Genomic DNA, 23518 nt, shown 5'->3' with positions numbered 1-23518 from the left:
CGCGCGGTCAACGGCGATCGGGTTGTTCCGCCGCGCGGTATGCCCCGGTCTTGTGATCGCTCGCCCTGCCCCTGTTCTCCCCTCTCTGGGCCACAAGATCGGCCGGGACGACTGATCGGCCCGCACCCGATGAAACGGCCTTCGCACCGATGTCGCGCTGCGGGTCGAGTCCGGTCTGCCGGCGCGCTTCCTGTCGCAACCACAGGCGCATGACCGTCGTCATGTATACGCCGAGGATCAGGCAAAACGCCGCGAGGTTCACCCCCGCCGAATGAGCCACGCCGCTGACGATCGCGCCGATGGACGCGAGGCCGACGGCGAGCACCACCAGCACGGCCAGAGTGGCCCGAGGCCCCAGGCCGGCCCCCTGCAGGATGTGGTGGATATGCCCGCGGTCCGGCTTGAACGGCGACTGCCCCGCGCGCATGCGTCGATACATCACCGCGAGCGTGTCGAGCACCGGCAGCGCCACGCACCACAGCACGTCGACGGGCGACAGATGCGTTTCGGGCATCTGGCTCAGGCGGATGAGTACCCAGGCCAGCAGGTAGCCGATCAGCGTGCTTCCCGCATCGCCCAGGAAAACCTTGCCGCCCACGAAGCCGAGGTTGACGACCAGATAGGGCAACATGGCCGCGGCCAGCAGGGCCAGCAGCATGATGACCCCGCGCAAGGGCGTGGGTGACGCGAACAGGATGACGGCGGCGATGCTGACCAGGGTCAGGCTGCCGGCGAGGCCATCGATGCCGTCCATCATGTTGAACGCATTCACCAGGCCGATGACCGCAAGCACCGTCATCGGCACGCCAAGCCAGCCAAGTACCACGTCATGGCCGAAGATGTGTCCAAGCGTGTGGATGTAGACACCGGTGCTCGCGATCACAGTCAGTATCGCGATGGTCTGGATCAGCAGGCGATCGCGCACGCTGAGGCCGAAGCGATCGTCCAGCGCGCCGAGCAGGGCAAGCACGGCGGCGGTTCCGAGCAGGCTCCGCTCGAATCCGTCGAAAACGCCGTAGCAGGCCGCCCCCGCGAGCATCCCCGTGAAGATCGCCAGGCCGCCCACCAGTGGCACTTCGCCTAGATGCTGTTTGCGCTGGTCGGGGCGATCAACCAGACCCAGCGCCAGAGCGAGCCGGCGCATGGCGACGATGCCTGCTGCCGACGTGCATGCAGCAACCAGAACATCGAGGAGCAACCGCAGTTCCTGCATGGGACCTCCGCCTCCTAGCTTGCTCGAGCGGGTCCCCCAAGGTCCGAACGAGTTCAATTGTGGGGGATTCAGCCGACGGGCGGCAAAAACCTTGCTGACCTGTGCCCACGAACCGTGGATCCACCAGACCGATATTTCCTCCTGCCTGGATCGACCTTGATCCAATCAATGATGCGACGGTGATTGCCCGACGAGAGCACATGGAGCTAACGCCAGGCTTTTGAACCTATCACTTTTGGATGTCGATTCCGGTACAACGCCAATGCCTTATTCAGCCACTGCGCATTTATATGAGCGCCACATGAATCGAATGTTTGGATAATGTTTCATGCATTCCGCGCATGCATGAACCAGGCAACACAAATGCAAAAGTCCATCATGCGGACAAGACAGTCTCCGGAACATCGTGAAACAGGCGAATATGCTTGCGCGTCATATCGGGCAGCGAGCGCGTCGACTTGCAACGTGGGTGAAATACGCCCACTGAACTGCGGACCATCGCCACCGCGATGCCGGCAGTCGCCGCGGCGTTCTGCGCCACTCGGACCCATGCCATCAACGCGGGCATCGCGTTGATGGCATGGATCCGGGCTGGTCCATGCCGATCGCGGATCGGAATTCAGGGCCGCGAATTCAGGACTGCATCAGTGGTTCGCGCTGTAATTCGCGGCGGCCGCACTGCTGACCAGGGTCGCCGCAGGCAGCAACTGGCTCAGGAAACGGTTCCAGCGGGTAATGCCCGCCGCACCCACGAATACCACGTCGCCCGGCTTCAACCTGAAATCGTCTCCCAGCGCGAATGCGGCCGGCGAACGCGCATCCAGCTGGAAGACCTTGGCCGGGGTATTTTTCAGATTGTTCGCGCCACGTATCACGTAGACGGCCCTGCCGTTGGAAGTGATCGGATTCAAGCCGCCGACGCGACCCAGCGCCTGGGTCAGCGAGATCGAGGAAAGCGTCCTGAAGGTGACCGCCTGGGGACGCATCACCTCGCCCATCACGTACACTTCCTCGGAGTCGTTGTAGGGAAGCATCAGGCGATCGCCCGGCTTCAGATAGATGTCCTTCGCCAGTCCCCGGCTGTCGTACAACGCGGCAAGATCCAGGTGATAGTTCTGTCCGTCGCGACTCAGCACCAGGTCGGACATGTTGGCCTGGTCGGCATTGATGGTCGCCGTGCCAAGCGCCTGCGCCAAGGTCAGCGGAACCGAGGTGATCGACAGCGGGTCGGTCTTCATGAAGGCGCCCTGGAGCAGCACATGCTGGCTGTTGTAGCCGACGATGCTGACGTCCACCTGCGGCCGCTCAACGAATTTCGCGAGCTTCTCCGCAATGGTCTGACGCACCTGCTCGATTGTCATTCCAGCAACCTTGATGCCGCCCACGTAGGGATAGAACAAGGTGCCGTCCGACCGCACCAGACGCCCGTTGGCTGCCGTCTGCTGTTGCGTGCCGGCCGGCGACGTCAACTCCGGGTGATCCCATACCGTGATGTAAAGCGAATCCCCCGGACCGATGCGGTAAGGGGTCGGCTGATAGGACAGCAGTTCCTGCGGCACCGTCGCGGTCAACAGCGGCGTGGGATTCTCCGCCAGCAGTTGCGGGGTAATCGTCACCAGCTGGACCTGGCTGCTGTCGCTTGGCGTACCGCGAACCAGGCCCTTCCCGGACATTTCCTGGCCCGGCGACCACACGCAGCCGCTGGCAAGCAGCGCAAACCCAAGAACGGCAAAAGCACACGTCTTTTTCATAATCCAAAGGTCCTCGTAGGATTCGTGCTGCAATGTTCGAAACCGCTGACTGGCGGCATGCCTGACCCCTGAATTCGTGCTTTTCCGGACGCACGAAACCGTCCCGCAAGGCGAAAGACTCGCCTTTCGATCAATGACCAACTGAACCAGACAGTTTGATAATCGCGGACAAAATCAACCGCGAGACAAAATGGATTGAATGTCATGCCACAGATGGCGTGAAAGAATCATCACAATCCATAACCGCATTTATAAACCGTACACATGACCGCTTCATTGATCTCCAACCCAAAGCTTCAAACCCGATATGTCCGCGGCAAAATCCGTGCAGACGGCTCCGCCACCGTGCCTGTCCTTGGGTCCGCCGGCATTCAAGTTTGCGGACAAATCTCTCCGCATGCTTGCCTTCGAGCGCCGCGCCACAGGCGGCGCTCGATGATGCTTCCGCGACTCGGTGCCATGACGTGTCGCTGACAATTTTTGTCCTTGACTGACTCGCTGCGCCGCTACGCGCCCGGCACCCGCGATGTACGGCGAGTACCCACCGTGTCCTTGGCGTCAGGCATGCCGCGACATGCGCGGGATGACGCTCGCACCAAGCGGTCGACCAAGCCTGGATTTGCGGCGCCCATTCCAGATTCGCGCCTTGAGCCGCGGCGCGTCGCCTCCAATCATGCGACCGCTCCCATTTGGCATGATACTGGCTTGGGTAGAGAGTCCCGACCGCCTGCCCAGCCGACCGCTACGGATGCAAACAAGCATGGAAAACAACGAGAAAAAGCCGTTCTGGGAGAAGAACTCCCGGGGGTTCTGGCTCATCGTTTGCCTGACGATCAGTGCATTGGCTGGCTGGGTGATGTTTCACATGGATATCCTCCATTGATCCCAGAACTCCGGCCGCAAAATGACTGCCGGTCGGATTTTGTCTCGACGCCAGGCGCCGACGCCGTGGCTTGAATCGTCGAAGCGCGCGACTGCCACCGCAAGCATGCGGAATGAGCGTCTGCCGTGGCGCACACTGCAGCTTCAAGACTGCAGGTTCGAACAAGTGGAGTGTCATACAACGACACTGCACATTAACTCGAGATGACTCTGCCTCGTCGCGCGAGAACATGCGCGACCCATGCTCGATATACCTTTGCAGGGTCGGCGCTGCATCCACACAAGCGCAAGCGCATGCATGACGTTCCGTCGAAACACCGACACACACAGCATGCCCTGCAAGACGCCCGTCCAGAACATCCCGGGATGACCGCATGCGGAATCCGCAAGACAGCAAGATCGCCATCATCGGCCTGGGTTACGTCGGCCTGCCGCTCGCGGTGGAATTCGGCAAGCACTACGACACGCTCGGCTTCGACATCAACCAGACGCGCATCGCCGAACTGCGCGCCGGCGAGGACAAGACGCTGGAAGTGGATGCCGACGAACTGGCCGCCGCGACGCGATTGACGTTCTCCGCCACGCTGGATGATTTGCGTGCCTGCAACGTCTACATCGTCACCGTGCCCACGCCGATCGACGCCGCCAAGCGGCCCGACCTCACGCCGCTGGTGAAGGCCAGCCAGATGCTGGGCCAGGTGCTGAAGCCCGGCGACATCGTGGTGTACGAGTCCACGGTCTATCCCGGTTGCACCGAGGAAGTGTGCGTGCCGCTGCTGGAACAGGGCTCCGGGCTGGTGTTCAATCGCGACTTCTTCGCCGGCTACAGCCCCGAGCGCATCAACCCCGGCGACAAGCTGCACCGCGTCACCGGCATCCTCAAGGTCACCTCCGGCTCCACGCCCGAAGTCGCCGATTTCGTGAACCGCCTGTACGGCTCCATCATCACCGCCGGCACGCACCGGGCCAGCTCGATCAAGGTGGCCGAAGCGGCCAAGGTGATCGAGAACACCCAGCGCGACCTCAACATCGCGCTGGTCAACGACCTCGCGATCCTGTTCAACAAGCTGGGCATCGACACGCTTGAAGTGCTGCAGGCGGCCGGCACCAAGTGGAATTTCCTGCCGTTCCGGCCCGGCCTGGTCGGCGGCCACTGCATCAGCGTCGACCCCTACTACCTCACCCACAAGGCGCAGGAGGTGGGCCACCACCCCGACGTGATCCTGGCCGGTCGGCGCACCAACGACGGCATGGGTCCGTACATCGCCAACGAGGTGATCCGGCTGATGGTGCGCAAGGGCATCAACCCGGTGCATGCAAAGGTGCTGATCCTGGGCCTGGCGTTCAAGGAGAACTGCCCGGACCTGCGCAACACGCGCGTGGTCGACATCGTGCAGGCGCTCAAGAGCTACAACGCCATGGTGGACGTGCACGATCCGTGGGTGAACGCCGCCGAGGCCGAGCACGAATACGGCCTCGTCCCGCTGGCCGAGCCGCCGGCCGGCGCCTACGACGCGGTGATCGTGGCGGTGGGCCACCGGCAGTTCGTGGCGCTGGGCGCGGACGGCGTGCACGCCTACGGCAAGCCCGCATCCGTGGTCTATGACGTGAAATACGTGCTGCCACGCGAGGCGGTCGATGGTCGTCTTTGAGCGGGACTTCATGCCCGCCGTTGCCAGCATGGACTGCTGGCGACCAAGGGATTACGGAGCGCAGTCGACGACTGCACGCTCCCGTGGAGCTGATACGCTTTGACTGGCGTGAAGCGGGCTGGAGATGGAATGAACACCGGCGCATTCACCATATCCATCGACTTCGAACTGTATTGGGGCGTGCGCGACACGCGCCGCCTCGATGCTTTTCGCGAGCGCCTGGACGGCGCCAGGCAGGCCATCCCGCGCATGCTGGAGCTGTTCGAGCAGCATCGCATCCACGCCACCTGGGCGACGGTGGGTCTGCTGTTCTGCCGTGACCGCGACGCCGCGCTGGCGGCGGCTCCCTCCGTGAGGCCCGGCTACGCGAACGGCTCGCTGTGCCCCTACCGTTATCTGGAACAGTCGGCCGACATCGATCCGCGTTATCACTTCGCGCCCGAGCTGGTCGAACTGATCGCCGCGACGCCGGGGCAGGAAGTGGCCAGCCACACGTTCTCGCATTACTACTGCCGCGAAGCCGGCCAGACGGTGGCGGCGTTCCGTGCCGATCTCGCCGCGGCCGTGCGCATCGCTGCGGCACGGGGGATCGTGCTGCGCAGCCTGGTGTTTCCCCGCAACCAGTGGAATCCCGACTACCTGGACGTGCTGGCCGAACACGGCATCACCACCTATCGCGGCAACGAGGATGGCTGGCTCTATGCCGCCACCGATCATGTCGGGCAGAACGCGATGCGCCGCATGGGTCGCCTGTTCGACAGCTACGTCAATCTCAGCGGACATCACACGTACACGCTGGAACACTGCGCCGGCAAACCGCCGCTCAATATTCCGGCCAGTCGCTTTCTGCGCCCCCACGAACCGCGACTGGCCTGGCTGGATGGCTTGCGGCTGCGCCGGATCACGCGCGCCATGCGCCACGCGGCCCGGCGCCACGAGGTCTTCCACTTGTGGTGGCACCCGCACAATTTCGGCGTCGATACCGACCAGAACATGGGCTTCCTGGCACGCGTGATCGAGGAGTTCGAGCGCCTGCGACAGCAGGAAGGCATGCGCTCGCTGGGCATGACCGAACTCGCCGACGCCGTGGCCGCGCGATGAGCCGACGGACTCCGCGCATCGTCATGCTGTGCGGCGACGGGCCGTCGTCCTGGTTCATGTACAACGCGCTGGCGAGCGAGGTGGAAGTCCTCGCCGTCGTGGTGGAGCGCAAACCGTCGGCCCGGGCCATGATCCGGTACAGGGTGCGCCAGTTGGGCTGGTTCACCGTCATCGGCCAGCTTGCCTTCATCGCGTTCAATCGACTGCTGGCGCGGCTCCAGCGCCGCCGCAGCGACGAGCTGACCCTTCGGTACGGCTTGCAGGCCGCCTTGCCGCCGGCAGACATCACCCATCGGGTGGACAGCGTCAACACGGCAGCGGTGCGCCGCCTGCTGAAAAAGCTCGACCCCGATGCCGTGGTCGTGAACGGTACGCGGATCGTTTCGCGCAAGGTGATCGACTGCACCCGGCGTCCCTTCCTCAACACCCATGCCGGCATCACGCCGCGCTACCGCGGCGTCCACGGCGGCTACTGGGCGCTGGTCCACGGCGACGCCGAACACTGCGGCGTCACGGTCCACCTGGTCGACGCTGGCGTCGATACCGGTGGCGTGCTGTACCAGCAGCGGATCGATGTCGAGGACAGCGACGGCTTCAACACCTATCCGCTGCACCAGCTTGCCGCCGGGATCCCGCTGATGAAGCAAGCCCTGCACGACGTGGTCGACGGCAGCCTCACCAGCCGCGCCGGCGTCGGCCCGTCCCGGCTCTGGTATCACCCCACCCTCGGCCAGTACCTCAGGTACCGCTTTTCCAGGTCGGTCAAATAGGACCTGGGCAAGGAACCGGACCGATCGAAAGAGTTCCGTGATCCTCACGGCAGAAACCGGATTGCAGCGGATGCTCCCGACAGCATCGGACAAGAAAAAGGCCGGAAGCCTTGATTTCTTGTGGCTTGCCGGCCTTCTTGGACAGTGGGGTCTACCGAACAATGCCGCTTAGCCCAACAACCGCAAGGCTTGTGCTTTCACGACTCGCTGCCGTACCCGCAAACGTACCCGCTTCCAGACTCGACATACGTCCATGCTCCAAACACCCTCGGCCTTACATGGTCGGCAGCCGTCCGTGCTCGCACCGCGCGTCCTATCCCGGCCCGGTCACCATCGATCACCACAGCCGTTCGGTTTCAGAGTTGTGCGCATCGGGCAAACGCGCGTCGAACAATCGATGCCCCACCCGCGCCCCGTCCCGGAAAAGTTTCGGCCGCATGCCTGCCGCAGCCCCGCTCACTCCTTGACCCGATAGTCGACCGCTGGGATGCATTTGCGGATGTACCTTCCGAGACAGGTTCTAATCCTGCTGAGCGCGCCAGTTGGCGCTCGCTACCGCGCATTCCATTTCTGCCTGTGCTTCCGCGATTGCTCGCTCGGGCGCCTTTCGGTCGTACTCGGCCTTCCATGCGCGATACAGTGCTTCGGCCCGCTCGATCCGTAAACCATCCTCATGCGTCCGGACGTGGCGTGAACCATTGCGGGGATCTCTGGCGTAGATGAGCGCCTGCCATGCGGCCTCTATTTCACAAGCAGGGATGGCGCCATGATGGTAGAAGGCGATCAGCAGGCGCGTCAGGCGGCGACATTGGTACTGATCGTCGCGAATACGCTTCGCGAGTGCTCGTGCGCTATCTACGGGCCATCCGCGCACGATTTGGGAAAACGCCCAAACCGCACCTCCGGTAATAACCGCCACCATCAGGCTCAGAAATACGAGAGCGATGAAGTGATCGGTGGATAGAAACGGGTGTAGGGCCAGCAAGCTCAACCCAGTCAGGACGATGCCGGCTAGCCAGCAGAACGCAAGCCAGCGCCCCTCGCGGCGGCGCTCCTTCTCCCACCAATCCAGGGCACCATCCCTCAGCCCCGGAGGGACTTCATTCTTGATTTCCGGATTCATCGAAGGGAACCCTCGTTCAACCACATGGGCAATTTACCACCTTCATTTGCAGCCACGTCGGGGATGCCTGAGTTGCGCACGCCCGGTCAAGCGGGCAACAAAAAACCCCGGTTTCCCGGGGTTTGAGGGAGATACAGGGGTATCCCGTGACGCTTGATTGGTGGAGGTGGGGGGAGTCGAACCCCCGTCCGAAGGCGCTTGATGCCCGGATCTACATGCTTAGCTCGCCGTTCGATCTCGTTCCGCGACAAGCACGGTGGGCAAAGCGCACCGCGGAACCAGCCTGATTGATTTGACCTAGCACCGCCAGGCGGCAGCGTTCGGCGATCTCATGATAATGACCCTACACCGACGAGCATGAGCACAAGTGGGTTCGGGGCTAGGCCTTAAGCGGCCAGAGCGTAGTTGTCGTCGTTGGCAACTATGAGTTTGCTGCTGGATTAACGAGGAAAGCTGCCCCCTCGGCATGCACCAAGCCATCTCACTGCCCCCGTCGAAGCCAGTACACCCCCGGGGAAAACGGTATGGCCGAGCAAGTATATGGGGTCGCGGCGCGCGGCATCAATGCGATGCGCGCGACCGAACCACGTCCGGTTCACGTGCGGCCATGAGACCGCACGCCACCGGACTTCACATCTCCACGCAATCGAAGCGCCGGTCCGTCGCCACCTCGGCATCGTAGCTCACATCGCTGCGATCGAAGCCGAAGAGTTTCAGGAACTCGTGCTTGTAGCCGGCGTAGTCGGTGATCTGCTTGAGGTTCTCGGTGGTGACGGTGGGCCACAGCGCCTTGCAGGCGTCCTGCACGTCCTCGCGCAGCTCCCAGTCGTCCAGGCGCACGCGGCCCTCGGCGTCGGTGGGCAGGGCGGCGCCGTCGGCGCGGTAGAGGCGGTCTTGGAACAGGCGGTTGATCTGCTCGATGCAACCTTCGTGGATGCCCTTCTCCTTCATGATCTTGAAGGCGATGGAGACGTAGAGCGGGATCACCGGGATCGCCGCACTAGCCTGGGTGACCACCGACTTCATCACACCGACGCGGGCGTCGAGGCCAGCATGGCGCTCGCGCAGCGCCTTGGCGGTGTTGTCGAGGTGCTGCTTGGCTTGGCCCAGCGTGCCGTGCCAGTACATCGGCCAGGTGATCTCGGTGCCGATGTAGCTGTAGGCGATGGTCCTGGCATCCTTCGCCAGCACGCCGGCGGCGGCGAGCGCGTCGATCCACAGCGCCCAGTCCTCGCCGCCCATCACGGTGACGGTGTCCTTGATCTCCTGTTCGGTGGCCGGCTCGATGGTGGCCTCGATCACGGTGTCCTTGTTGGTGTCGACCGAGGTGTTGGTGAACGGCTGGCCGATGGTCTTGAGCGCCGAGCGCACCACTTCGCCGGTATCCGGCAGCTTGCGCACAGGCGAGGCCAGCGAATAGACCACCAGGTCGATCGGGCCGCCCATCTCGTTCTTGATGATCTCGATCGCGCAGGCGCGGGTTTCGTTGGCGAATGCGTCGCCGTTGATCGACTTGCTGTACAGACCGGCCTGCTTGGCCGCCTTGTCGAACGCGGCGGAGTTGTACCAGCCGGCGGTGCCGGGCTTGTCCTCGCTGCTGGGCTTCTCGAAGAACACGCCCAGCGTGGCCGCGCCGTAGCCGAACGCGGCGGTGATGCGCGAAGCCAGGCCGTAGCCGGTGGAGGCGCCGATCACCAGCACGCGCTTCGGGCCCTTGCCGTCGTCGTGGATCGCGGCCCTGCTGGTGGCGATCTGCTCGGCCACGTTGAGCTCGCAACCAACCGGATGGGCCGTGACACAGATGAAGCCGCGCACTTTGGGTTTGATGATCACTGGGACTCGCTCCGCAAGGGAATTGCAAAGCGGCATCTTAGCGAAGGTGGGGGAACATGCGCTGCGGTAGGGAGCAATGAGCCCCCTCCTGCCGGACGCGGGGAAGGGCCATGGATGGCCCTGCCTTGAGGAGCGAGGAAGAGGGGTTGGGGTGAGGGTTCGGACTTGATTGAACGCTGCACTTCGCCCGAACCCTCATCCGGCGCTTCGCGCCACCTTCCTCGCTCCCCAGAACGGCGCCATCCATGGCGCCTCTCCGCGTCTCCCGGAGGGAGAAGGGAAAGGCCGATGCACAGCCCTAGCCGATGGGTGGCAAGGCCCGCACTAGGGCGCGCACCTGCTCGATGTCGCTGCGCAGTTCGCCGCCCTGCATGTCGGCGAGCAATGGCGGCCGGTGACGCATGCCCGAGGCGAGTTGCCGCTTGGCGGAGGCGTGGAACTCGCGGGCGCCGGTGGCGGCGGCCAGCGTGGCCAGATTGGCGGCCGTGACGCCCGCGCCAGGCATGATCGCGATGCGGTCTCCCGCCTGCGCGATCAGCTCGCGGATCAGCGGGGCGCCTTCCAGCGCGCTGGCCTGGCCACCCGAGGTGAGCACGCGCTCGCAGCCCAGCGCGATCACGTCGTCCAGCGAGCGCCGCGGATCGCGCACGAGATCGAAGGCACGATGGAAGGTGACGCCGAGGTGGCCGGCCGCGGCGAGCAGGCCGTAGCAGCGTTCCATGTCCACATCGCCGTCCGCGTCGAGCACGCCCAGCACCACGCCGTCGCAGCCCAGCGCCACGCAGGTCTCGACGTCGCGGCGCATCGCCTCGCATTCCTCGTCGTCGTAGAGGAAGTCGCCGGGGCGCGGGCGGATCAGCACGTACAGCGGAATGCGCAGCCGTTCGCGCGCCATCGCGATGATGGCGTACGAGGGCGTGAGGCCGCCCAGCTCCAGCGCGCTGCAAAGTTCCACCCGCCCCGCCCCGCCGGCCTGCGCGGCCAGCGCGGAGGCCACCGAGTTCGCCGCCACTTCCAGCAGGCGGGCGCTCATGCGGGGAAGACGCTCTTCGCGGGAACCAGCGCGCGCTGGTCCTTCGCGTCGCACACCGCGTAGGCGAAGCCGGGCTGGATCGCCCAGGCGCCCACTTCGCCATCCTGGTTCATGGCGAGGAAGCCCACCTGGATCTCCTTCGCTGTCTTCGGTTTCTTGCGCACGATGCGCAGCACCGCCTCGCGGCAGGCCTCGGTCGGCGTGCGGCCCTGGCGCATCAGTTCCACCACGAGGAAGCTGCCGGCGTTGCGGATCACTTCCTCGCCCACGCCGGTGGACGTGGCGCCGCCCACTTCGCCGTCCACGTACAGGCCGGCGCCGATGATCGGTGAATCGCCCACGCGGCCGTGCAGCTTCCACGCCATGCCGCTGGTGGTGCAGGCGCCGGCGAGCTTGCCGTGTGCATCCAGCGCCAGCATGCCGATGGTGTCGTGGTTGTCCTTGTCGCCGGGGAAGCCCTTGCCGTAATCGCGCACTTCGCTGTTGGCGGTCGGCCGGTAGCGCGCGGTTTTCAGCCACTCGTGCCAGGCTTTTTCGGCCTCCGGCGTCAGCAGGTTCTCCTTCTCGAAGCCCTGCTCCAGCGCGAACTGCAATGCGCCGTCGCCGGCCAGCAGCACGTGCGGGGTACGCTCCATCACGCGGCGTGCCACCGAGATCGCGTGGGTGACGTGCTCCATCGCCGCGACCGCGCCGCAGTTGCCTTCGGCATCCATGATGCTGGCGTCCAGCGTCACCTTGCCGTCGCGGTCGGGGTAGCCGCCCTTGCCCACGCTGTGGTTCCTGAGATCGGCTTCCGGCACGCGCACACCGGCTTCCACCGCGTCCAGCGAATGGCCGCCTTGGCCCAGGATCGCCCACGCCGCCTGGTTCGCGGCGATGCCGAAATCCCAGGTGGAAGCCACGCGCACGGTGGCGGGCTGGCGGGCGGTGCCGGCCGACTCCGCGGCAGCGATCGGCTTGCTCATCGCCAGCGCCGAGGCGCCCAGCAGCGAGGTCTTGAGGAATTGGCGGCGATCGGCCATGTCTGCTCCTTTGTTTTTGCAATCGTCCATGATTGCGGGGATCACACGGGCAGCCATCCATGGCTGCACTCTTCAATGTTTTTGCCATCGTCCCTGATCGCGAGAATCACACGGACAGCCATCAAGGGCCGCACTGCTCAAAGTCTTTGCCATCGTCCGTGATGGCGAAGGTCAAACGGGTGGCCAGCCATGGCCGCACTACTCAAAACCATTTTTGCAATCGTCCATGATCGCGAGAACCACACAAGCAGCCAGCCATGGACGCACTGCTCAAAGCAAAAAGCCCCGCGCCGGGGCGCGGGGCTTGGTTTCACTGCATGGCCGGCGCAAGCGCCGGCCGGTGGAACTCAGGCCGCAATCTCGACGCCCGAAGCCTGGGCACCTTTCGGGCCCGTGGTGACTTCGAACTTCACGCGCTGGCCTTCCTGCAGGCTGCGGAAGCCCTTGGAGTTGATGGCCGAGAAATGGACGAACACGTCCTCCCCACCGTCCTCGGGCGCGATGAAGCCGAAGCCCTTGGCATCGTTGAACCACTTGACCGTACCGAAACGCATTGCTGGAACCTCTGTAAGCATGGACAGGATGCACCCGACCGAGCTCGAACCATCCCCCTGGCTCACCGTCCTGGTGCCCGGAAAGTATCAACATGTTTGCGGGCAAAGCGCAATATGTGCCTGCCGATTTTCTGCCCGGGGCCCCATTCCAGCCCACAGGGATGCGTCATGCAGTAATGCGATAACGCGCGATCACGCGCGCAGCATCGCCTCCAGCAGGCGCGGCACCTCGGCGGTGGCCGCGGCGAGATGGGCGAAGATCTCCTCGATGCTGATCTCGTCCTCGTCGCCGCAGCCGGCGGCATAGTTCGCCACCAGGGCGAGGCAGGCATAGTCCAGCCCCAGTTCGCGCGCCAGCGCGGCCTCGGGCATGCCGGTCATGCCGACCAGGTCGCAGCCGTCGCGCTTCATGCGCGCAATCTCGGCGCGGGTCTCCAGCCGCGGCCCCTGGGTGGCGCCGTAGCAGCCGCCGTCGATCACCGCGATGCCGGCCTTGCGCGCGCCCTGCAGCAAACGGTGGCGCAACGCGGCGGTGTACGGCTCACTGAAGTCGATGTGCTTCACCTCGGCGCCTTCGACGTCGCAGAAGCTGGTGTAGCGACCGTGGGTGTAATCGATCAGCTGGTCGGGCACCACGATGGCGCGCGGCCCCATGTCGGTGCGGATGCCGCCCACCGCGTTGACGCCGATCACCGTGCGCGCACCCAGGCCGTGCAGCGCCCACAGATTGGCGCGGTAGTTCACCCGATGCGGCGGCAGGCTGTGGCTTTCGCCGTGGCGGGCCAGGAAGGCCACGCGCCGGCCCGCGAAATCGCCGACCAGCACCTCGCCCGAGGCGGCGCCGTACGGCGTCTCCACCGCATGCCGGCTGGCGTTTTCCAACCCGGGAAACTTGTACAGCCCGCTGCCGCCGATGACGGCGAGGTCGATGACGTGCGGCGTGCTCATGCGCCGGTCTCCTTCAAGGCATAGATGGCCGGCAGGTTGCGGCCTTGCTCGTGGTAATCCATGCCGTAGCCGAACACGTAGCGGTCGGGTAGCTCGACGCCGTTGAAGTCGGCGGCGATGCCGGCGACCAGGCGGTCGTGCTTCTTGCTGCACAGGCTGGCGATCAGCACGCGCTTCGCACCGCGGCGCAGGCAGTCGTCGCGCACGGCCTTCAGCGTGTGGCCCTCGTCGAGGATGTCGTCCACCAGCAGCACGGTGCGACCGGCGAGGTCCGCCGCCGGCTCGCGCAGCCAGTGCAGCTCGCTGCCGGAGGTGGCGCCGCGGTAGCGGGTGGCGTGCACGTAGTCGAATTCGAGGTCGGTGCGGATCGAAAGCGCGAGCTGGCCGGCGAACATCAGCGCGCCGTTCATCACGGTGAGGAACACCGCGCGCTCGCCGTCCAGCGCGGCATCGATCCGTCGGCCGAGGTCGGCGATCACGGTTTCCAGTTCGGCGCGCTCGAACAGCACGTCGGCGTGCGCCAGCGCGTCGTGGAGGGAGGGAGTCGTCGTGTTCATGCGTTATCCGGTGCGGCGTCCAGCGCCGTGATGCGCGCGACGAAGCGGTCGCGCTGGGGGTTGTCGGTGAGGCTGTCCCAGCTGGCGCCGATCGCGCCGCGCAGCGGGAGCAACCGCTCGGGATGGGCCGGCGCGCGGCCGGCGACGGCGGCGATGGCCTGGTCCACCACGTCGGGGAAGCAGGCCAGCACCAGGTCGCAGCCGGCATCCAGGTGGCCGAGCACGCGCTCGGCCACGCCGCCGGCCACACCCGCGGCAGCCATGCTGATGTCGTCGCTGATCGCCGCGCCGGCGAAACCCAGTTCGCCACGCAGGATCTCGCCGATCCACGCGCGCGAATAGCCGGCCGGATGCGCGTCGACGGCGGGATAGACCACGTGCGCCATCATCACCGCCTCCACCCGCGCCGCGATGCATTCGGCGAACGGGCGCAGGTCGTCGCGGCTGATCGCGTCCAGCGGACGCGGATCGATCGCCTGCGCCTTGTGGGTGTCGGCGGCCACCGAGCCGTGGCCGGGGAAGTGCTTGAGCACCGCGGCCATCCCGGCCAGGTGCATGCCGCGCACGTAGGCCGCGGCGAGTTCCGCAGTGACAGCAGGATCGGCGTGGAAGGCGCGCATACCGATCGCCGCGTTGCCACGCGCCAGGTCTGCCACCGGCGCGAAGCTGAAATCCACGCCGCAGGCGCGCAGCTCGCTGGCCATCACCCAGGCATGTTCTTCGGCGAGGCGCACCGCCTCGGACGGGTCGCGGTCGTGGACCTCGCCGATCCGCGCCAGCGCCGGCAGGCGGGTAAAGCCCGTGCGGAAGCGCTGCACCGGGCCGCCTTCCTGGTCCACCGCGATCAGCAGCTGCTCGCCGCCGATCTCGCGGATGGACTCGCACAACGCGATCAGCTGCGCACGGTCGGCGTAGTTGCGCGCGAACAGGATCACGCCCGCCACGCCGGGCGCGACGAGCCAGGCGCGTTCGCGCTCGGCGATTTCGAGTCCGGCCAGACCGATCAGCAGCATCAGGCGTCCGCTCCATCGTTGGCGTCGCGCTCGGCCTGCGTCCAGCGGGCATACGGGTGCGCGATCAGGTTGACGTTGTAGTAACGCGAAAGTGCGCTCACCTCGCGGCCCAGCCACGGCGGCCGCGGGAATGGCGCGTCCGCCCGCGGCAACTCCACCTCGGCCACCACGAGGCCGGCATTGTCGCCCAGAAACTCATCGATCTCGAACAGCGTGCCGTCGACCGTGACGTGATGGCGCCGCTTGCCCAGCACGCCGTCGCACAGCGTGGCCAGCAACGTGTCGGCATCCGCCGGCGGGATCGCGTAGTCGTACTCGGCGCGCTCGATACCCAACCGCGCAGCCTTGATGTTGAGCCACGCCTCGTCGTCCGCCCGGCGCACCCGCACCGAAGCGCGTGCATGCCCGGCCGCCAATGCCGCCGCACCGACCAGATAGCCCTGCACGAGGTGCTCGCTGTGCTCGACCACGTCGCGCCAGCTGTCATCGCGCAACAGGAATTTGCGTTCGATTTCGATGGGCATGGCTGTCTCTTATCTCGAAAACGGGCATAGGTAACGGCGGTATTTAACGCCCGATCTCGTCATTCCGGCGAAAGCCGGAATGACGTCGTGGCAGATGCCACATGCAGGCATCACCGCTCGAACAGCGCGATGGATTCGACGTGCGCGGTGTGGGGGAACATGTCCATCACACCCGCCGCGCTGAGCCGGAAACCATGCTGGTTCACGAGAATGCCGGCATCGCGTGCCAGCGAGGCGGGGTGGCAGGAGACGTAGACGATGCGGTTCGTCGCCTGGTGCGGCAGGTAGGCCAGCACCTGGTCGGCGCCGGCGCGGGGCGGGTCGAGCAGCAGCTTGTCCCAGGGCTGGCGCGCCCAGTCGGCGCCGCGCTGGTCCTCGAACAGGTTGGCGACGTGGAAGCCGGCGTTGGCGATGCCGTTGCGTGCGGCGTTCTCGGCGGCGCGCGCCACCAACCCGTGTTCGCCTTCGACGCCCGCCACCTCGGCCACGCGGCGCGCGATCGGCAGGGTGAAGTTGCCCAGCCCGCAGAACAGGTCGAGCACGCGGTCGCCGGCTTGCGGATCCAGCAGCTCCATCGCGTGCGCCATCATCTTCCGGTTCATGCCGGCGTTGACCTGCACGAAATCCAGCGGCTGGAATTCCAGTTCCACATCGGCCGCGCCGCCGCCCGGCGACAGCGTGAACGCCAGCCGCGGTGCTTCCGGCCACAGCGGATGCACGCTGCTCACGCCACCCGGCTGCAGGTAGATCGTGAAACCGTGCTGCTGGCCGAACGCGACCAGTGCCGCGCGGTCGCGCTCGCTCAGCGGCTGCATGTGGCGGAACACCAGCGCCACGGCGTCGTCGCCGGCGGCGAACTCGATCTGCGGGATTTCGGAAGCGGCGTCCATGCCGCTCACCAGGTCGCCGAGCAGTTCGATCTTTTCGCCCAGCGCGGGATGCACCACGTCGCAATGGCGGATGTCGGCCACGTAGCGCGGATTGGCCTCCTCACGGAAACCCACCAGCACGCGACCCTTCTTCGCCACCGAGCGCACCGACAATCGGCCCTTGCGGCGGTAGCCCCAGGGCTCGTCGGTGAGCGGCGGCAGCCACCGCGCCGGTTCCACCTTGCCGATGCGCGCGAAGTTGTCGGCCAGCACGCGCTGCTTGGCGGCAATCTGGGCCGCGGCGTCCAGGTGTTGCAGCGAGCAGCCGCCGCACTGGCCGAAGTGCGCGCACTTGGGCGGCACGCGATGCGGCGAGGCGCTGAGCACTTCGACCGTTTCCGCCTCGTCGAAGTGGCGATGGCGCTGGCGGATGCGCAGGCGCACGCGTTCGCCTTCGAGCGCACCGGCGACGAACACCGCCTTGCCGTCGATGCGGGCGACGCCACGGCCGTCGTGGCTCAGGTCGGTGATGTCGGCCTCGAGCTCGGGTGCAGGCGCGCGGGGACGGGAGTTGGATCGGGACATGGTCTGCGGGGCTTCAACACGGCGGGGGCAGACCGGTCATTATCGCCGATTGCACGGTGCAGCGCTGCCGCAAGCACTGCCCTCTCCCCCGCCCCCTCTCCCGCAAGCGGGAGAGGGAAGCCAAACGTTTACTTGCGCTGCCACGCGCCGGCGGCATCCTGGCAGTACCAGCCGGCATGCGCATGTTCGATCCAGGTCTGCGCGAAGGTGGCGCGGATCTGCGCCTCCCACTCCGGATGGTTGTTGGCGTTGGCGATCTCGCGGTACAGCGCGGCGCGATCGCGGTTCTCGTCGGCCACGGTGGCGTTGGCCTGGGCGCGTTCGGCCAGCGGCACCTTGGCCGCATCGCGCATGGCGACCATGCCGTCGCGAGTGAAACCCACCGCGCCGCTGTCCAGCAAGGCCTTCAGCGAGCCCTCGAAGCGCGTGCGCATCCGCTCGTGGATCGCCTGCACCGCCGGCGTCTGCACGCGCAGGTTCGGCACATCGGCGGCCTGGGCGGCCGGCACCAGCAGGTCCAGCAGCATCGCCGAGGGCTGATGCGCGGGTGGCGGGTTGTCCTGCGCCGGGGCGTTCTTGTCCGCCGCCGGCGCCTTCTGCCCGCTGCCGTCGAGCACGGTGCCGATGAACTGGTCGGCGGCCTTCTGCGCCGCCGCCTCGGGGAAATAGACGTTGATCGTGACGCATCCCACCAGTGCGACGGCCAGCATGGCGAGAATGGTGCAGGTGAGCTTGCGCATGTGCCACTCCTTTGAACGGGACGCTCGCAACGGCTTCAGCGAACCACCGGCGCGTGGCCGTTGATGGCTTCGCGCAGGCGACGCACCAAGGTGGGCCAGTCGACCCGGGCCTGGTGACCGATCACCTCGAGGTGCGGCAGGCCGCTGCCTTCGACGATAGTGTAACCGTCATCGTCGCTCTCCAGCCCGCCCATCTGGCAGATCGCGCCGCGCAGCGTGCAGCTGAGGCCGATGCGCTTGTAGCCGAAGGTCTTGAACAATTTCAGCATCGCGCCCTGCAGGCCGCCGGCCATGCCGCCACCGCCCACCGCGGTGAGATTGTTCACCGCGCGCTGACTGATCCGCCCGCCACTGCCGGCGAGCAGCGAGGCCTTGAACGCGACCGGGTTCCAGTTCGCCAGGCGCAGGTCGTCGATGGTGCCGTCGAGTCGCCCGGTGATGCTGCCGAAGTCGAACACGCTGGTGATCGCACCGAGGTCGAGCTGGTTGAGGCTGATGTCGCCGGCCAGCACCGGCGCATCGCCGAACGGCTGCTGCAGCGAGAGGTGGGTGACGTCCACGAAGCCGTTGAACACGTTCACCGACAGGCCGCCCTCCAGCTCGAAGCGATCGCCGACCCAGCGCAGCGAGGGAACCGCGCCGCCCAGCGTGCCGGGAAAGGACGGCCAGCCCAGCGCGTGGCTGAAGCTGGCCATGTCGACGCCGGCGACGGTGAGGCTGGTGGCGAGACGCTGGCCCTTCGCCGCGGCCGGGCGCCAGTCCAGGCTGGCCAGCCGCAACTGGCCCTTCAGCACCGGCACGGTGAGCGGCTGCTGCAAGGCCAGCGTGCCGTCGCGGCTCTGCCAGTGCGACTGCGCCGCACCATTGGGAATGCGGTAGAACTGCAGGCCCTGCCAGCCCAGCGTGGTGGCGGGACGATCGCCCTGCGCCGACCAGTCCAGGCCGCCGCGAAGGTCACTCACCGCGAAGCGGCCGGCGCCATCGGCCAGGTCCAGCCGATCGGTGTCGAACGCGAAAGCGTGCAGGCCGTCGCTGCGCAGGTCCAGGCTGCCGCTCAACTGCCCCGCGGAGCGCACGTCACGCAGGCCCAGCGTGGCCAGCCAGGCCTGGCCGTAACGTTCGTACGCCGCCGGCAAGCTGGCGTGGAAGCGATCCAGCTGCAGTTTCTGCAGGTTGCCCCTGGCGTCGAACGCCAGCGCGCCGTCCAGTTGCAGCGCATCGGCATCGTCCACGTGCAGGCGATCCAGTTCGATCGCGCCGCGACTGGCGCGTGCGCCGATATCCAGTTGCACCGGGTGCGCGGGCAGTTTCGCGTACAGCGGCCCCAGCAGCAGTTCGCCGCCGCCCAGGCTGCCTTGCAGGCTGATCCGGGCCCCGTCGTCGCCGCTCTCGAAACCGAAACGCACCTTGCCGCTGATGCCCTGCCCCGCCAGGGTACCGCTGGGCGTGTCGAAGCCGACGCCGGCCAGGGTGAGCTCACCGGAGGACTGCACCCCCGCGTCGCCTGCGTCCAGCGCGAGATCGGCATCCAGCCGACCGGCGCCGAGCCGGCCGGACCAGACCGTGCCGAGCAGGCCCTGCAGCCAGCCGGCCGGCAACTGGCGCAGGCTGATCTTCGCGTGGCTGAGCTGGTCCAGCGGCAGCCACGCGCTGGCTTGCGCCTTGTCCTGCTGCAACTGCACCTGCATGGTGTCGGAAGCGAGATTCACCACCCAGCTGAGCTGCGCGTTGCCCAGCGCGCCGCCCGGTGCGCCGCGCAACTGCAGGTGGCCGTCGAATACCCAGCGCAGCTGCGCATCGCGCTGCAACCGGCCGTCGAGGTGCAGACCCACGCGCCGCCAGCCCATCGCGGCAATATCCGCCTGGCCGGCCTGCAGCTGCAGATGCAGGCCGCCGGCCGGATCCTCGCTGAGCCGGGCGCTCAGGTCCTGCAGGCGCAGCCCCGGCAGGCTGAGCTGTTTCGCAGCGACCGTGATGTCCGCCCGCGCCGGCTCCGCCAGGCCCAGGCCGAGGCCGAGCAGCAGGAACAGGCACAGCAGCAGATGGCTTGATGTCGGGCGCATGTCGGGCCATTCTGCCAAAACCAGCTGAACCAAGGACCCGGTCATGCCAGCCAGCCCCGTTGCCTCCCCTTCGCCGCGTGTGCTGGTGGCCGACGACGATCCGGCCAGTCGCCGCTTCCTGTGCGATGGATTGCGCTCGCTGGGCGCCCACGTGACGGACTGCGCCGATGGCGTGCAGGCGCTGCGGCTGGGCCGCGGCGAGGCCTTCGACCTGCTGCTGCTGGACTGCCGCATGCCCGGCGCCGGCGCCCGCGAGGTGTTGGCGGCGCTGCGCGCCGACGCCCAGGCCCGTTCCGCCGGCAGTCTCGCGGTCGCCAGCTCCGCCGAGCTGGACGGCGCCGGACAGCGCAGCTTGCTCGCCTGCGGCTTCGGCGACGTGCTGCGCAAACCCTGCGGCATTGCCGATCTGCAGCGCCTGCTGGCCCGGCTGCCCGGCGCCATGCCGGTACTGGACGACATCGCGGCCCTGCGCGCCAGCGGCGACGCCACCACCATGCGGGCGCTGCGCCAGCTGCTGCGGGGCGAGCTGGCCCTGCTGCACCAGGAGCTGGGCATGCCGGTTCGCGACCAGGCGGCACTGGACGACCGGCTGCACCGGTTGCGTTCGTCCTGTGGTTTCTGCGGCGCCGCCGCGCTGGCCGCCGAGGTGGCCAGCCTGCAGCAGCTGCTGCGCGAGGAGTCGCACGAGGTCGCACCGGCCATCGCCCGATTCCGCAGCGCCGTGCAGGTCACGCTGCAGGCCCTGGATACCTGAGAGCCGGCCGCCTCAACGACGCGGCGGCGCGCCCGCCAGCATGCGCCACGCACGCAGTTCGCCCCCGCCCAGGTGGTAACGGATCACCTCGCGCATCAGCCGGCGCAACGCCGCCGCCCCCGCGGGGTCCGGCATGCGGTCTTCGACCAGCGCCAGCAGGTCGCCGCCGCGCACCGCACGGGCCGCACCGGCCGCGCAACGCACGGCGCCTTGCTCCACGTCGTAGCGGTAATGCGCCTGCGCCTGCAGCGCCTCCTCGCCACCGGCCTCGCAGCGCAATTGCAGTCCATAGCCGATGGCCTCCAGCAGGTCGCGCTCGAAACGGCGCAACGTCCATCCCGCCGGCTCGCCCGCGGCCAGCCGCGCCAGCGTACGGGCATAGGCGTCGAACAGCGCCGGCTGCGCGTCCTGCCGTGCGGTGAGCCGCACCACCAGCTCGTTGAGGTAGAGCCCCGCCAGGCCGTGGTCACCACCCAATCGCAGCGGCATGCCCACCGTCTCGGCTCCCGTCAGCGTGGCCATCTCGCCGCGCAACAGCAGGTCCAGCGCCAGCGGCTGGAATGGCTCCAGTTGCGCCCGCCGCAACTTCGCCCGTTCGCCACGCACCCCGCGCGCCACCACGCCGAGCCGGCCGTGGTCGCGGGTCAGGCATTCGAGCAGCAGCGAAGTCTCGCGATAAGGCCGCGCATGCAGCACGTAGGCGGGTTGCTGGTCGAGGCGCATGAAAAATCAGGAGTGGGAAACGAGAAGTGGAAAGTGAGAGCGCGCAAGAAGCGAAAAGCGAATGGCGATGATGCGAGAAGCATCCCCGGCCTTTCTCTCACTTCTCACTCCTCACCTCCCACTCCTAATCCGTATAGCCGAACTTCTTCAGCATCGCCTCGTCGTCCACCCAGCCTTCGCGCACCTTCACCCACAACTTGAGGAAGACCTTGCGCTCGAACAGGCGCTCCATGTGCCGGCGCGCGGCCGTGCCGATGGCCTTGAGCTGGGCGCCGCCCTGGCCGATCACGATGGCCTTCTGGCCGTCGCGCTCCACCCAGACCACCGCGTGGATCTCGGCGACGCCGTCGGGGCGGTCGATGAACTGCTCGATCTCCACCGTGGTGGCATAGGGCAGTTCCTGGTCCAGCCGCAGCATCAGCTGCTCGCGCACCATCTCGGCGGCGAGGAAGCGCTCGCTGCGATCGGTGATCTCGTCCTCGCCGTAGACCGGCGCGCGCACCGGCAGGCGGGCGAGGATGGCCCGCTCCAGCTCGGCCAGGCCCTTCTTCTTCAACGCGCTGGCGTAGTGGATCTCGTCATAGTCGTGCTTCTCGCTCAAGCCGGCCACGAACGGCAGCAGGGCCGTCTTGTCCTTGCTCAGGTCCACCTTGTTGATGACCAGCAGGCGCGGCGCCTTCTGCTCGGTGAGCGCGGCGTACAGCGCCTCGTCCTCGTCGGTCCAGCGGCCCGCCTCGATCACCTGCACCACCAGGTCGACGTCGCTGATCGCGGCGCGCGCGGCGCGGTTGAGGCTGCGGTTCATCGCCCGCTTGGCGCCGCGGTGCAGGCCGGGGGTGTCGACATAGAGGATCTGCCCGGCTTCGCTGCTCGCGATGCCGAGGATGCGGTGGCGGGTGGTCTGCGGGCGCGGGCTGACGATGGAGAGGCGGAAGCCGATCAGCGCATTGAGCAGGGTCGACTTGCCCACGTTCGGGCGGCCGGCCAGCGCGACCAGGCCGCAGCGATAGTCGGCATGCGGCAGCGCGCCGTCGGCGCCGGATTCGATGGGATGATCCATGGGAAGGGGTACTCGGACAGGTGTGCGGCATTGTAGTGCGCCAGCCCGTGCCCGCAGGCAGTCGGCGCAAGCGCGGTCGCACTCAGGCGGCGCGCGACTGCTCGATCAAGTGGGCCAGCACGGCATCGGCGGCGTCCTGTTCGGCTTGGCGCCGGCTGGAGCCGCTGGCCTCGGCACTGAACGGTTGCGGCTCGGTCACCGTGCAGCGCACGTCGAAGACTTTGGCGTGGTCCTCGCCGCGGCTGTCGACCAGCTCGTACTGCGGCAGCGCATGGCCATGGCCCTGCAGCCACTCCTGCAGACGCGTCTTGGCATCCTTGGAGGAGCGTTGCAGCGCGGCGATGCGTTCCGCGAACAACTCGCGCACCACCTGCCGGCAGGCATCGAGGCCGCCATCGAGGAAGACCGCCGCCAGCGAGGCCTCGAACGCGTCGGCGAGGATGGAATCGCGGCGGAAACCGCCGCTCTTCAGCTCGCCGGGACCGAGCTTCAGCGCATCGCCCAGTTCCAGCTCGCGCGCGATCGCCGCCAGCGCCTGGCCGTTGACCAGCTGTGCACGCAGCCGCGACAACTCGCCCTCGCTGGCCTTCGGATGCACCTCGTACAGCATCTCGGCGACGAAGGCGCCCAGCAGGGCGTCGCCGAGGAACTCCAGGCGCTCGTTGTTCGGCTTGCCGACGCTGCGGTGGGTCAGCGCCAGCGCGGCAAGTTCGGGATCGCGGAAACGGTAGTTCAGGGTCAAGCGGGG

Annotated in this window: 22 protein-coding genes and 1 other RNA gene; 5 read left to right on the top strand and 18 right to left on the bottom strand. The window is 66.9% G+C overall.

The features are described from left to right. Positions 1–7: 7 nt before the first annotated feature. On the bottom strand, positions 8–1213 hold the full coding sequence (locus AB7878_RS16910) for an undecaprenyl/decaprenyl-phosphate alpha-N-acetylglucosaminyl 1-phosphate transferase (protein ID WP_369495469.1): 1206 nt from the start codon (positions 1211–1213) through the stop codon (positions 8–10). Positions 1214–1857: 644 nt separating this feature from the next. Continuing rightward, on the bottom strand, positions 1858–2964 hold the full coding sequence (locus tag AB7878_RS16905) for a polysaccharide biosynthesis/export family protein (protein ID WP_492614692.1): 1107 nt from the start codon (positions 2962–2964) through the stop codon (positions 1858–1860). A gap of 760 nt (positions 2965–3724) precedes the next feature. Here AB7878_RS16905 and AB7878_RS16900 point away from each other — a divergent pair. The 4 genes from AB7878_RS16900 (at position 3725) to AB7878_RS16885 (ending at position 7369) form a co-directional block, all read left to right on the top strand. Beyond that, a complete protein-coding gene (locus AB7878_RS16900; RefSeq protein ID WP_256363991.1) occupies positions 3725–3847 on the top strand; it encodes a hypothetical protein in 123 nt (40 codons plus the stop codon). Between the two features lie 373 nt (positions 3848–4220). After that, positions 4221–5498, top strand: a complete 1278-nt coding sequence (gene tviB, locus AB7878_RS16895) for a Vi polysaccharide biosynthesis UDP-N-acetylglucosamine C-6 dehydrogenase TviB (RefSeq protein WP_369495468.1) — start codon at positions 4221–4223, stop codon at positions 5496–5498. A 129-nt stretch (positions 5499–5627) separates the two neighbouring features. Then, the gene (locus tag AB7878_RS16890) at positions 5628–6599 is read left to right on the top strand and encodes a polysaccharide deacetylase family protein (RefSeq protein WP_369495467.1); all 972 of its coding nucleotides are present in this window, start codon (positions 5628–5630) and stop codon (positions 6597–6599) included. A 23-nt stretch (positions 6600–6622) separates the two neighbouring features. After that, positions 6623–7369, top strand: coding sequence for a formyl transferase (locus AB7878_RS16885; protein ID WP_369495466.1), 747 nt, complete (start codon positions 6623–6625; stop codon positions 7367–7369). Between the two features lie 520 nt (positions 7370–7889). Here AB7878_RS16885 and AB7878_RS16880 read toward each other — a convergent pair. From AB7878_RS16880 to AB7878_RS16820, 13 genes are all read right to left on the bottom strand, one after another. Beyond that, positions 7890–8492, bottom strand: coding sequence for a hypothetical protein (locus tag AB7878_RS16880; RefSeq protein ID WP_369495465.1), 603 nt, complete (start codon positions 8490–8492; stop codon positions 7890–7892). Between the two features lie 158 nt (positions 8493–8650). Next, positions 8651–9004: a transfer-messenger RNA gene (gene ssrA, locus AB7878_RS16875) on the bottom strand. Positions 9005–9122: 118 nt separating this feature from the next. Continuing rightward, complete coding sequence (gene fabV / locus AB7878_RS16870) at positions 9123–10325, bottom strand: enoyl-ACP reductase FabV (RefSeq protein ID WP_369495464.1); 1203 nt, start codon at positions 10323–10325, stop codon at positions 9123–9125. 298 nt (positions 10326–10623) lie between these two features. Beyond that, positions 10624–11358, bottom strand: a complete 735-nt coding sequence (locus tag AB7878_RS16865) for a copper homeostasis protein CutC (protein ID WP_369495463.1) — start codon at positions 11356–11358, stop codon at positions 10624–10626. Beyond that, on the bottom strand, positions 11355–12380 hold the full coding sequence (locus AB7878_RS16860; protein ID WP_369495462.1) for a glycosylasparaginase: 1026 nt from the start codon (positions 12378–12380) through the stop codon (positions 11355–11357). The genes AB7878_RS16865 and AB7878_RS16860 overlap by 4 nt, the downstream gene beginning before the upstream one ends. A gap of 347 nt (positions 12381–12727) precedes the next feature. Further along, a complete protein-coding gene (locus AB7878_RS16855) occupies positions 12728–12934 on the bottom strand; it encodes a cold-shock protein (RefSeq protein ID WP_036117760.1) in 207 nt (68 codons plus the stop codon). A 192-nt stretch (positions 12935–13126) separates the two neighbouring features. Further along, on the bottom strand, positions 13127–13882 hold the full coding sequence (locus AB7878_RS16850; RefSeq protein WP_369495461.1) for an S-methyl-5'-thioinosine phosphorylase: 756 nt from the start codon (positions 13880–13882) through the stop codon (positions 13127–13129). Next, the gene (locus AB7878_RS16845) at positions 13879–14439 is read right to left on the bottom strand and encodes a hypoxanthine-guanine phosphoribosyltransferase (RefSeq protein WP_369495460.1); all 561 of its coding nucleotides are present in this window, start codon (positions 14437–14439) and stop codon (positions 13879–13881) included. The genes AB7878_RS16850 and AB7878_RS16845 overlap by 4 nt, the downstream gene beginning before the upstream one ends. Further along, positions 14436–15452 carry a beta-N-acetylhexosaminidase gene (nagZ, locus tag AB7878_RS16840; protein ID WP_369495459.1) on the bottom strand — a complete coding sequence of 339 codons (1017 nt, stop codon included), beginning with the start codon at positions 15450–15452 and terminating at the stop codon, positions 14436–14438. Before nagZ ends, AB7878_RS16845 begins: the two co-directional genes overlap by 4 nt. Next, positions 15452–15976 (bottom strand): CYTH domain-containing protein, encoded by a 525-nt coding sequence (locus tag AB7878_RS16835; protein ID WP_369495458.1) that lies wholly within the window; start codon positions 15974–15976, stop codon positions 15452–15454. Before AB7878_RS16835 ends, nagZ begins: the two co-directional genes overlap by 1 nt. A 110-nt stretch (positions 15977–16086) precedes the next feature. Then, entirely contained in the window at positions 16087–17430 is a 1344-nt protein-coding gene (gene rlmD / locus AB7878_RS16830) for a 23S rRNA (uracil(1939)-C(5))-methyltransferase RlmD (RefSeq protein ID WP_369495457.1), read from the bottom strand. Between the two features lie 128 nt (positions 17431–17558). Next, on the bottom strand, positions 17559–18170 hold the full coding sequence (locus tag AB7878_RS16825; RefSeq protein WP_369495456.1) for a YdbL family probable chaperone protein: 612 nt from the start codon (positions 18168–18170) through the stop codon (positions 17559–17561). A gap of 35 nt (positions 18171–18205) precedes the next feature. After that, positions 18206–20233: a translocation/assembly module TamB domain-containing protein gene (locus AB7878_RS16820; protein WP_369495455.1), complete on the bottom strand. Its 2028-nt coding sequence runs from the start codon at positions 20231–20233 to the stop codon at positions 18206–18208. Between the two features lie 43 nt (positions 20234–20276). Here AB7878_RS16820 and AB7878_RS16815 point away from each other — a divergent pair, with 43 nt between their 5' ends. Next, a complete protein-coding gene (locus tag AB7878_RS16815) occupies positions 20277–20987 on the top strand; it encodes a response regulator (RefSeq protein ID WP_369495454.1) in 711 nt (236 codons plus the stop codon). A 12-nt stretch (positions 20988–20999) separates the two neighbouring features. On the opposite strand, the gene recO is transcribed toward AB7878_RS16815, so the two are convergent. The 3 genes from recO to rnc form a co-directional block, all read right to left on the bottom strand. Continuing rightward, positions 21000–21710: a DNA repair protein RecO gene (gene recO, locus AB7878_RS16810; protein WP_369495453.1), complete on the bottom strand. Its 711-nt coding sequence runs from the start codon at positions 21708–21710 to the stop codon at positions 21000–21002. Between the two features lie 124 nt (positions 21711–21834). Next, positions 21835–22770 carry a GTPase Era gene (gene era, locus AB7878_RS16805; protein WP_369495452.1) on the bottom strand — a complete coding sequence of 312 codons (936 nt, stop codon included), beginning with the start codon at positions 22768–22770 and terminating at the stop codon, positions 21835–21837. An 82-nt stretch (positions 22771–22852) separates the two neighbouring features. Next, positions 22853–23512 carry a ribonuclease III gene (gene rnc / locus AB7878_RS16800; protein WP_369495451.1) on the bottom strand — a complete coding sequence of 220 codons (660 nt, stop codon included), beginning with the start codon at positions 23510–23512 and terminating at the stop codon, positions 22853–22855. Between the last annotated feature and the right edge of the window lie 6 nt (positions 23513–23518).

The sequence above is a fragment of the Rhodanobacter humi genome, from assembly GCF_041107455.1.
In the GTDB taxonomy this organism is placed as follows: Bacteria; Pseudomonadota; Gammaproteobacteria; order Xanthomonadales; family Rhodanobacteraceae; genus Rhodanobacter_A.
This window is presented reverse-complemented; position numbering and strand designations above follow the sequence as displayed.

Bases quoted from the DNA above. Each gene is read 5' to 3' on its own strand.
- AB7878_RS16910 (WP_369495469.1), bottom strand. From the start codon at position 1,213: ATGCAGGAACTGCGGTTGCTCCTCGATGTTCTGGTTGCTGCATGCACG.
- era (WP_369495452.1), bottom strand. From the start codon at position 22,770: ATGGATCATCCCATCGAATCCGGCGCCGACGGCGCGCTGCCGCATGCC.
- AB7878_RS16845 (WP_369495460.1), bottom strand. From the start codon at position 14,439: ATGAACACGACGACTCCCTCCCTCCACGACGCGCTGGCGCACGCCGAC.
- AB7878_RS16905 (WP_492614692.1), bottom strand. From the start codon at position 2,964: ATGAAAAAGACGTGTGCTTTTGCCGTTCTTGGGTTTGCGCTGCTTGCC.
- AB7878_RS16900 (WP_256363991.1), top strand. From the start codon at position 3,725: ATGGAAAACAACGAGAAAAAGCCGTTCTGGGAGAAGAACTCCCGGGGG.
- tviB (WP_369495468.1), top strand. From the start codon at position 4,221: ATGCGGAATCCGCAAGACAGCAAGATCGCCATCATCGGCCTGGGTTAC.
- AB7878_RS16855 (WP_036117760.1), bottom strand. From the start codon at position 12,934: ATGCGTTTCGGTACGGTCAAGTGGTTCAACGATGCCAAGGGCTTCGGC.
- AB7878_RS16890 (WP_369495467.1), top strand. From the start codon at position 5,628: ATGAACACCGGCGCATTCACCATATCCATCGACTTCGAACTGTATTGG.
- AB7878_RS16825 (WP_369495456.1), bottom strand. From the start codon at position 18,170: ATGCGCAAGCTCACCTGCACCATTCTCGCCATGCTGGCCGTCGCACTG.
- AB7878_RS16815 (WP_369495454.1), top strand. From the start codon at position 20,277: ATGCCAGCCAGCCCCGTTGCCTCCCCTTCGCCGCGTGTGCTGGTGGCC.
- AB7878_RS16835 (WP_369495458.1), bottom strand. From the start codon at position 15,976: ATGCCCATCGAAATCGAACGCAAATTCCTGTTGCGCGATGACAGCTGG.
- AB7878_RS16880 (WP_369495465.1), bottom strand. From the start codon at position 8,492: ATGAATCCGGAAATCAAGAATGAAGTCCCTCCGGGGCTGAGGGATGGT.
- AB7878_RS16850 (WP_369495461.1), bottom strand. From the start codon at position 13,882: ATGAGCACGCCGCACGTCATCGACCTCGCCGTCATCGGCGGCAGCGGG.
- AB7878_RS16885 (WP_369495466.1), top strand. From the start codon at position 6,623: ATGCTGTGCGGCGACGGGCCGTCGTCCTGGTTCATGTACAACGCGCTG.
- recO (WP_369495453.1), bottom strand. From the start codon at position 21,710: ATGCGCCTCGACCAGCAACCCGCCTACGTGCTGCATGCGCGGCCTTAT.
- AB7878_RS16820 (WP_369495455.1), bottom strand. From the start codon at position 20,233: ATGCGCCCGACATCAAGCCATCTGCTGCTGTGCCTGTTCCTGCTGCTC.
- nagZ (WP_369495459.1), bottom strand. From the start codon at position 15,452: ATGCTGCTGATCGGTCTGGCCGGACTCGAAATCGCCGAGCGCGAACGC.
- rlmD (WP_369495457.1), bottom strand. From the start codon at position 17,430: ATGTCCCGATCCAACTCCCGTCCCCGCGCGCCTGCACCCGAGCTCGAG.
- AB7878_RS16865 (WP_369495463.1), bottom strand. From the start codon at position 11,358: ATGAGCGCCCGCCTGCTGGAAGTGGCGGCGAACTCGGTGGCCTCCGCG.
- AB7878_RS16860 (WP_369495462.1), bottom strand. From the start codon at position 12,380: ATGGCCGATCGCCGCCAATTCCTCAAGACCTCGCTGCTGGGCGCCTCG.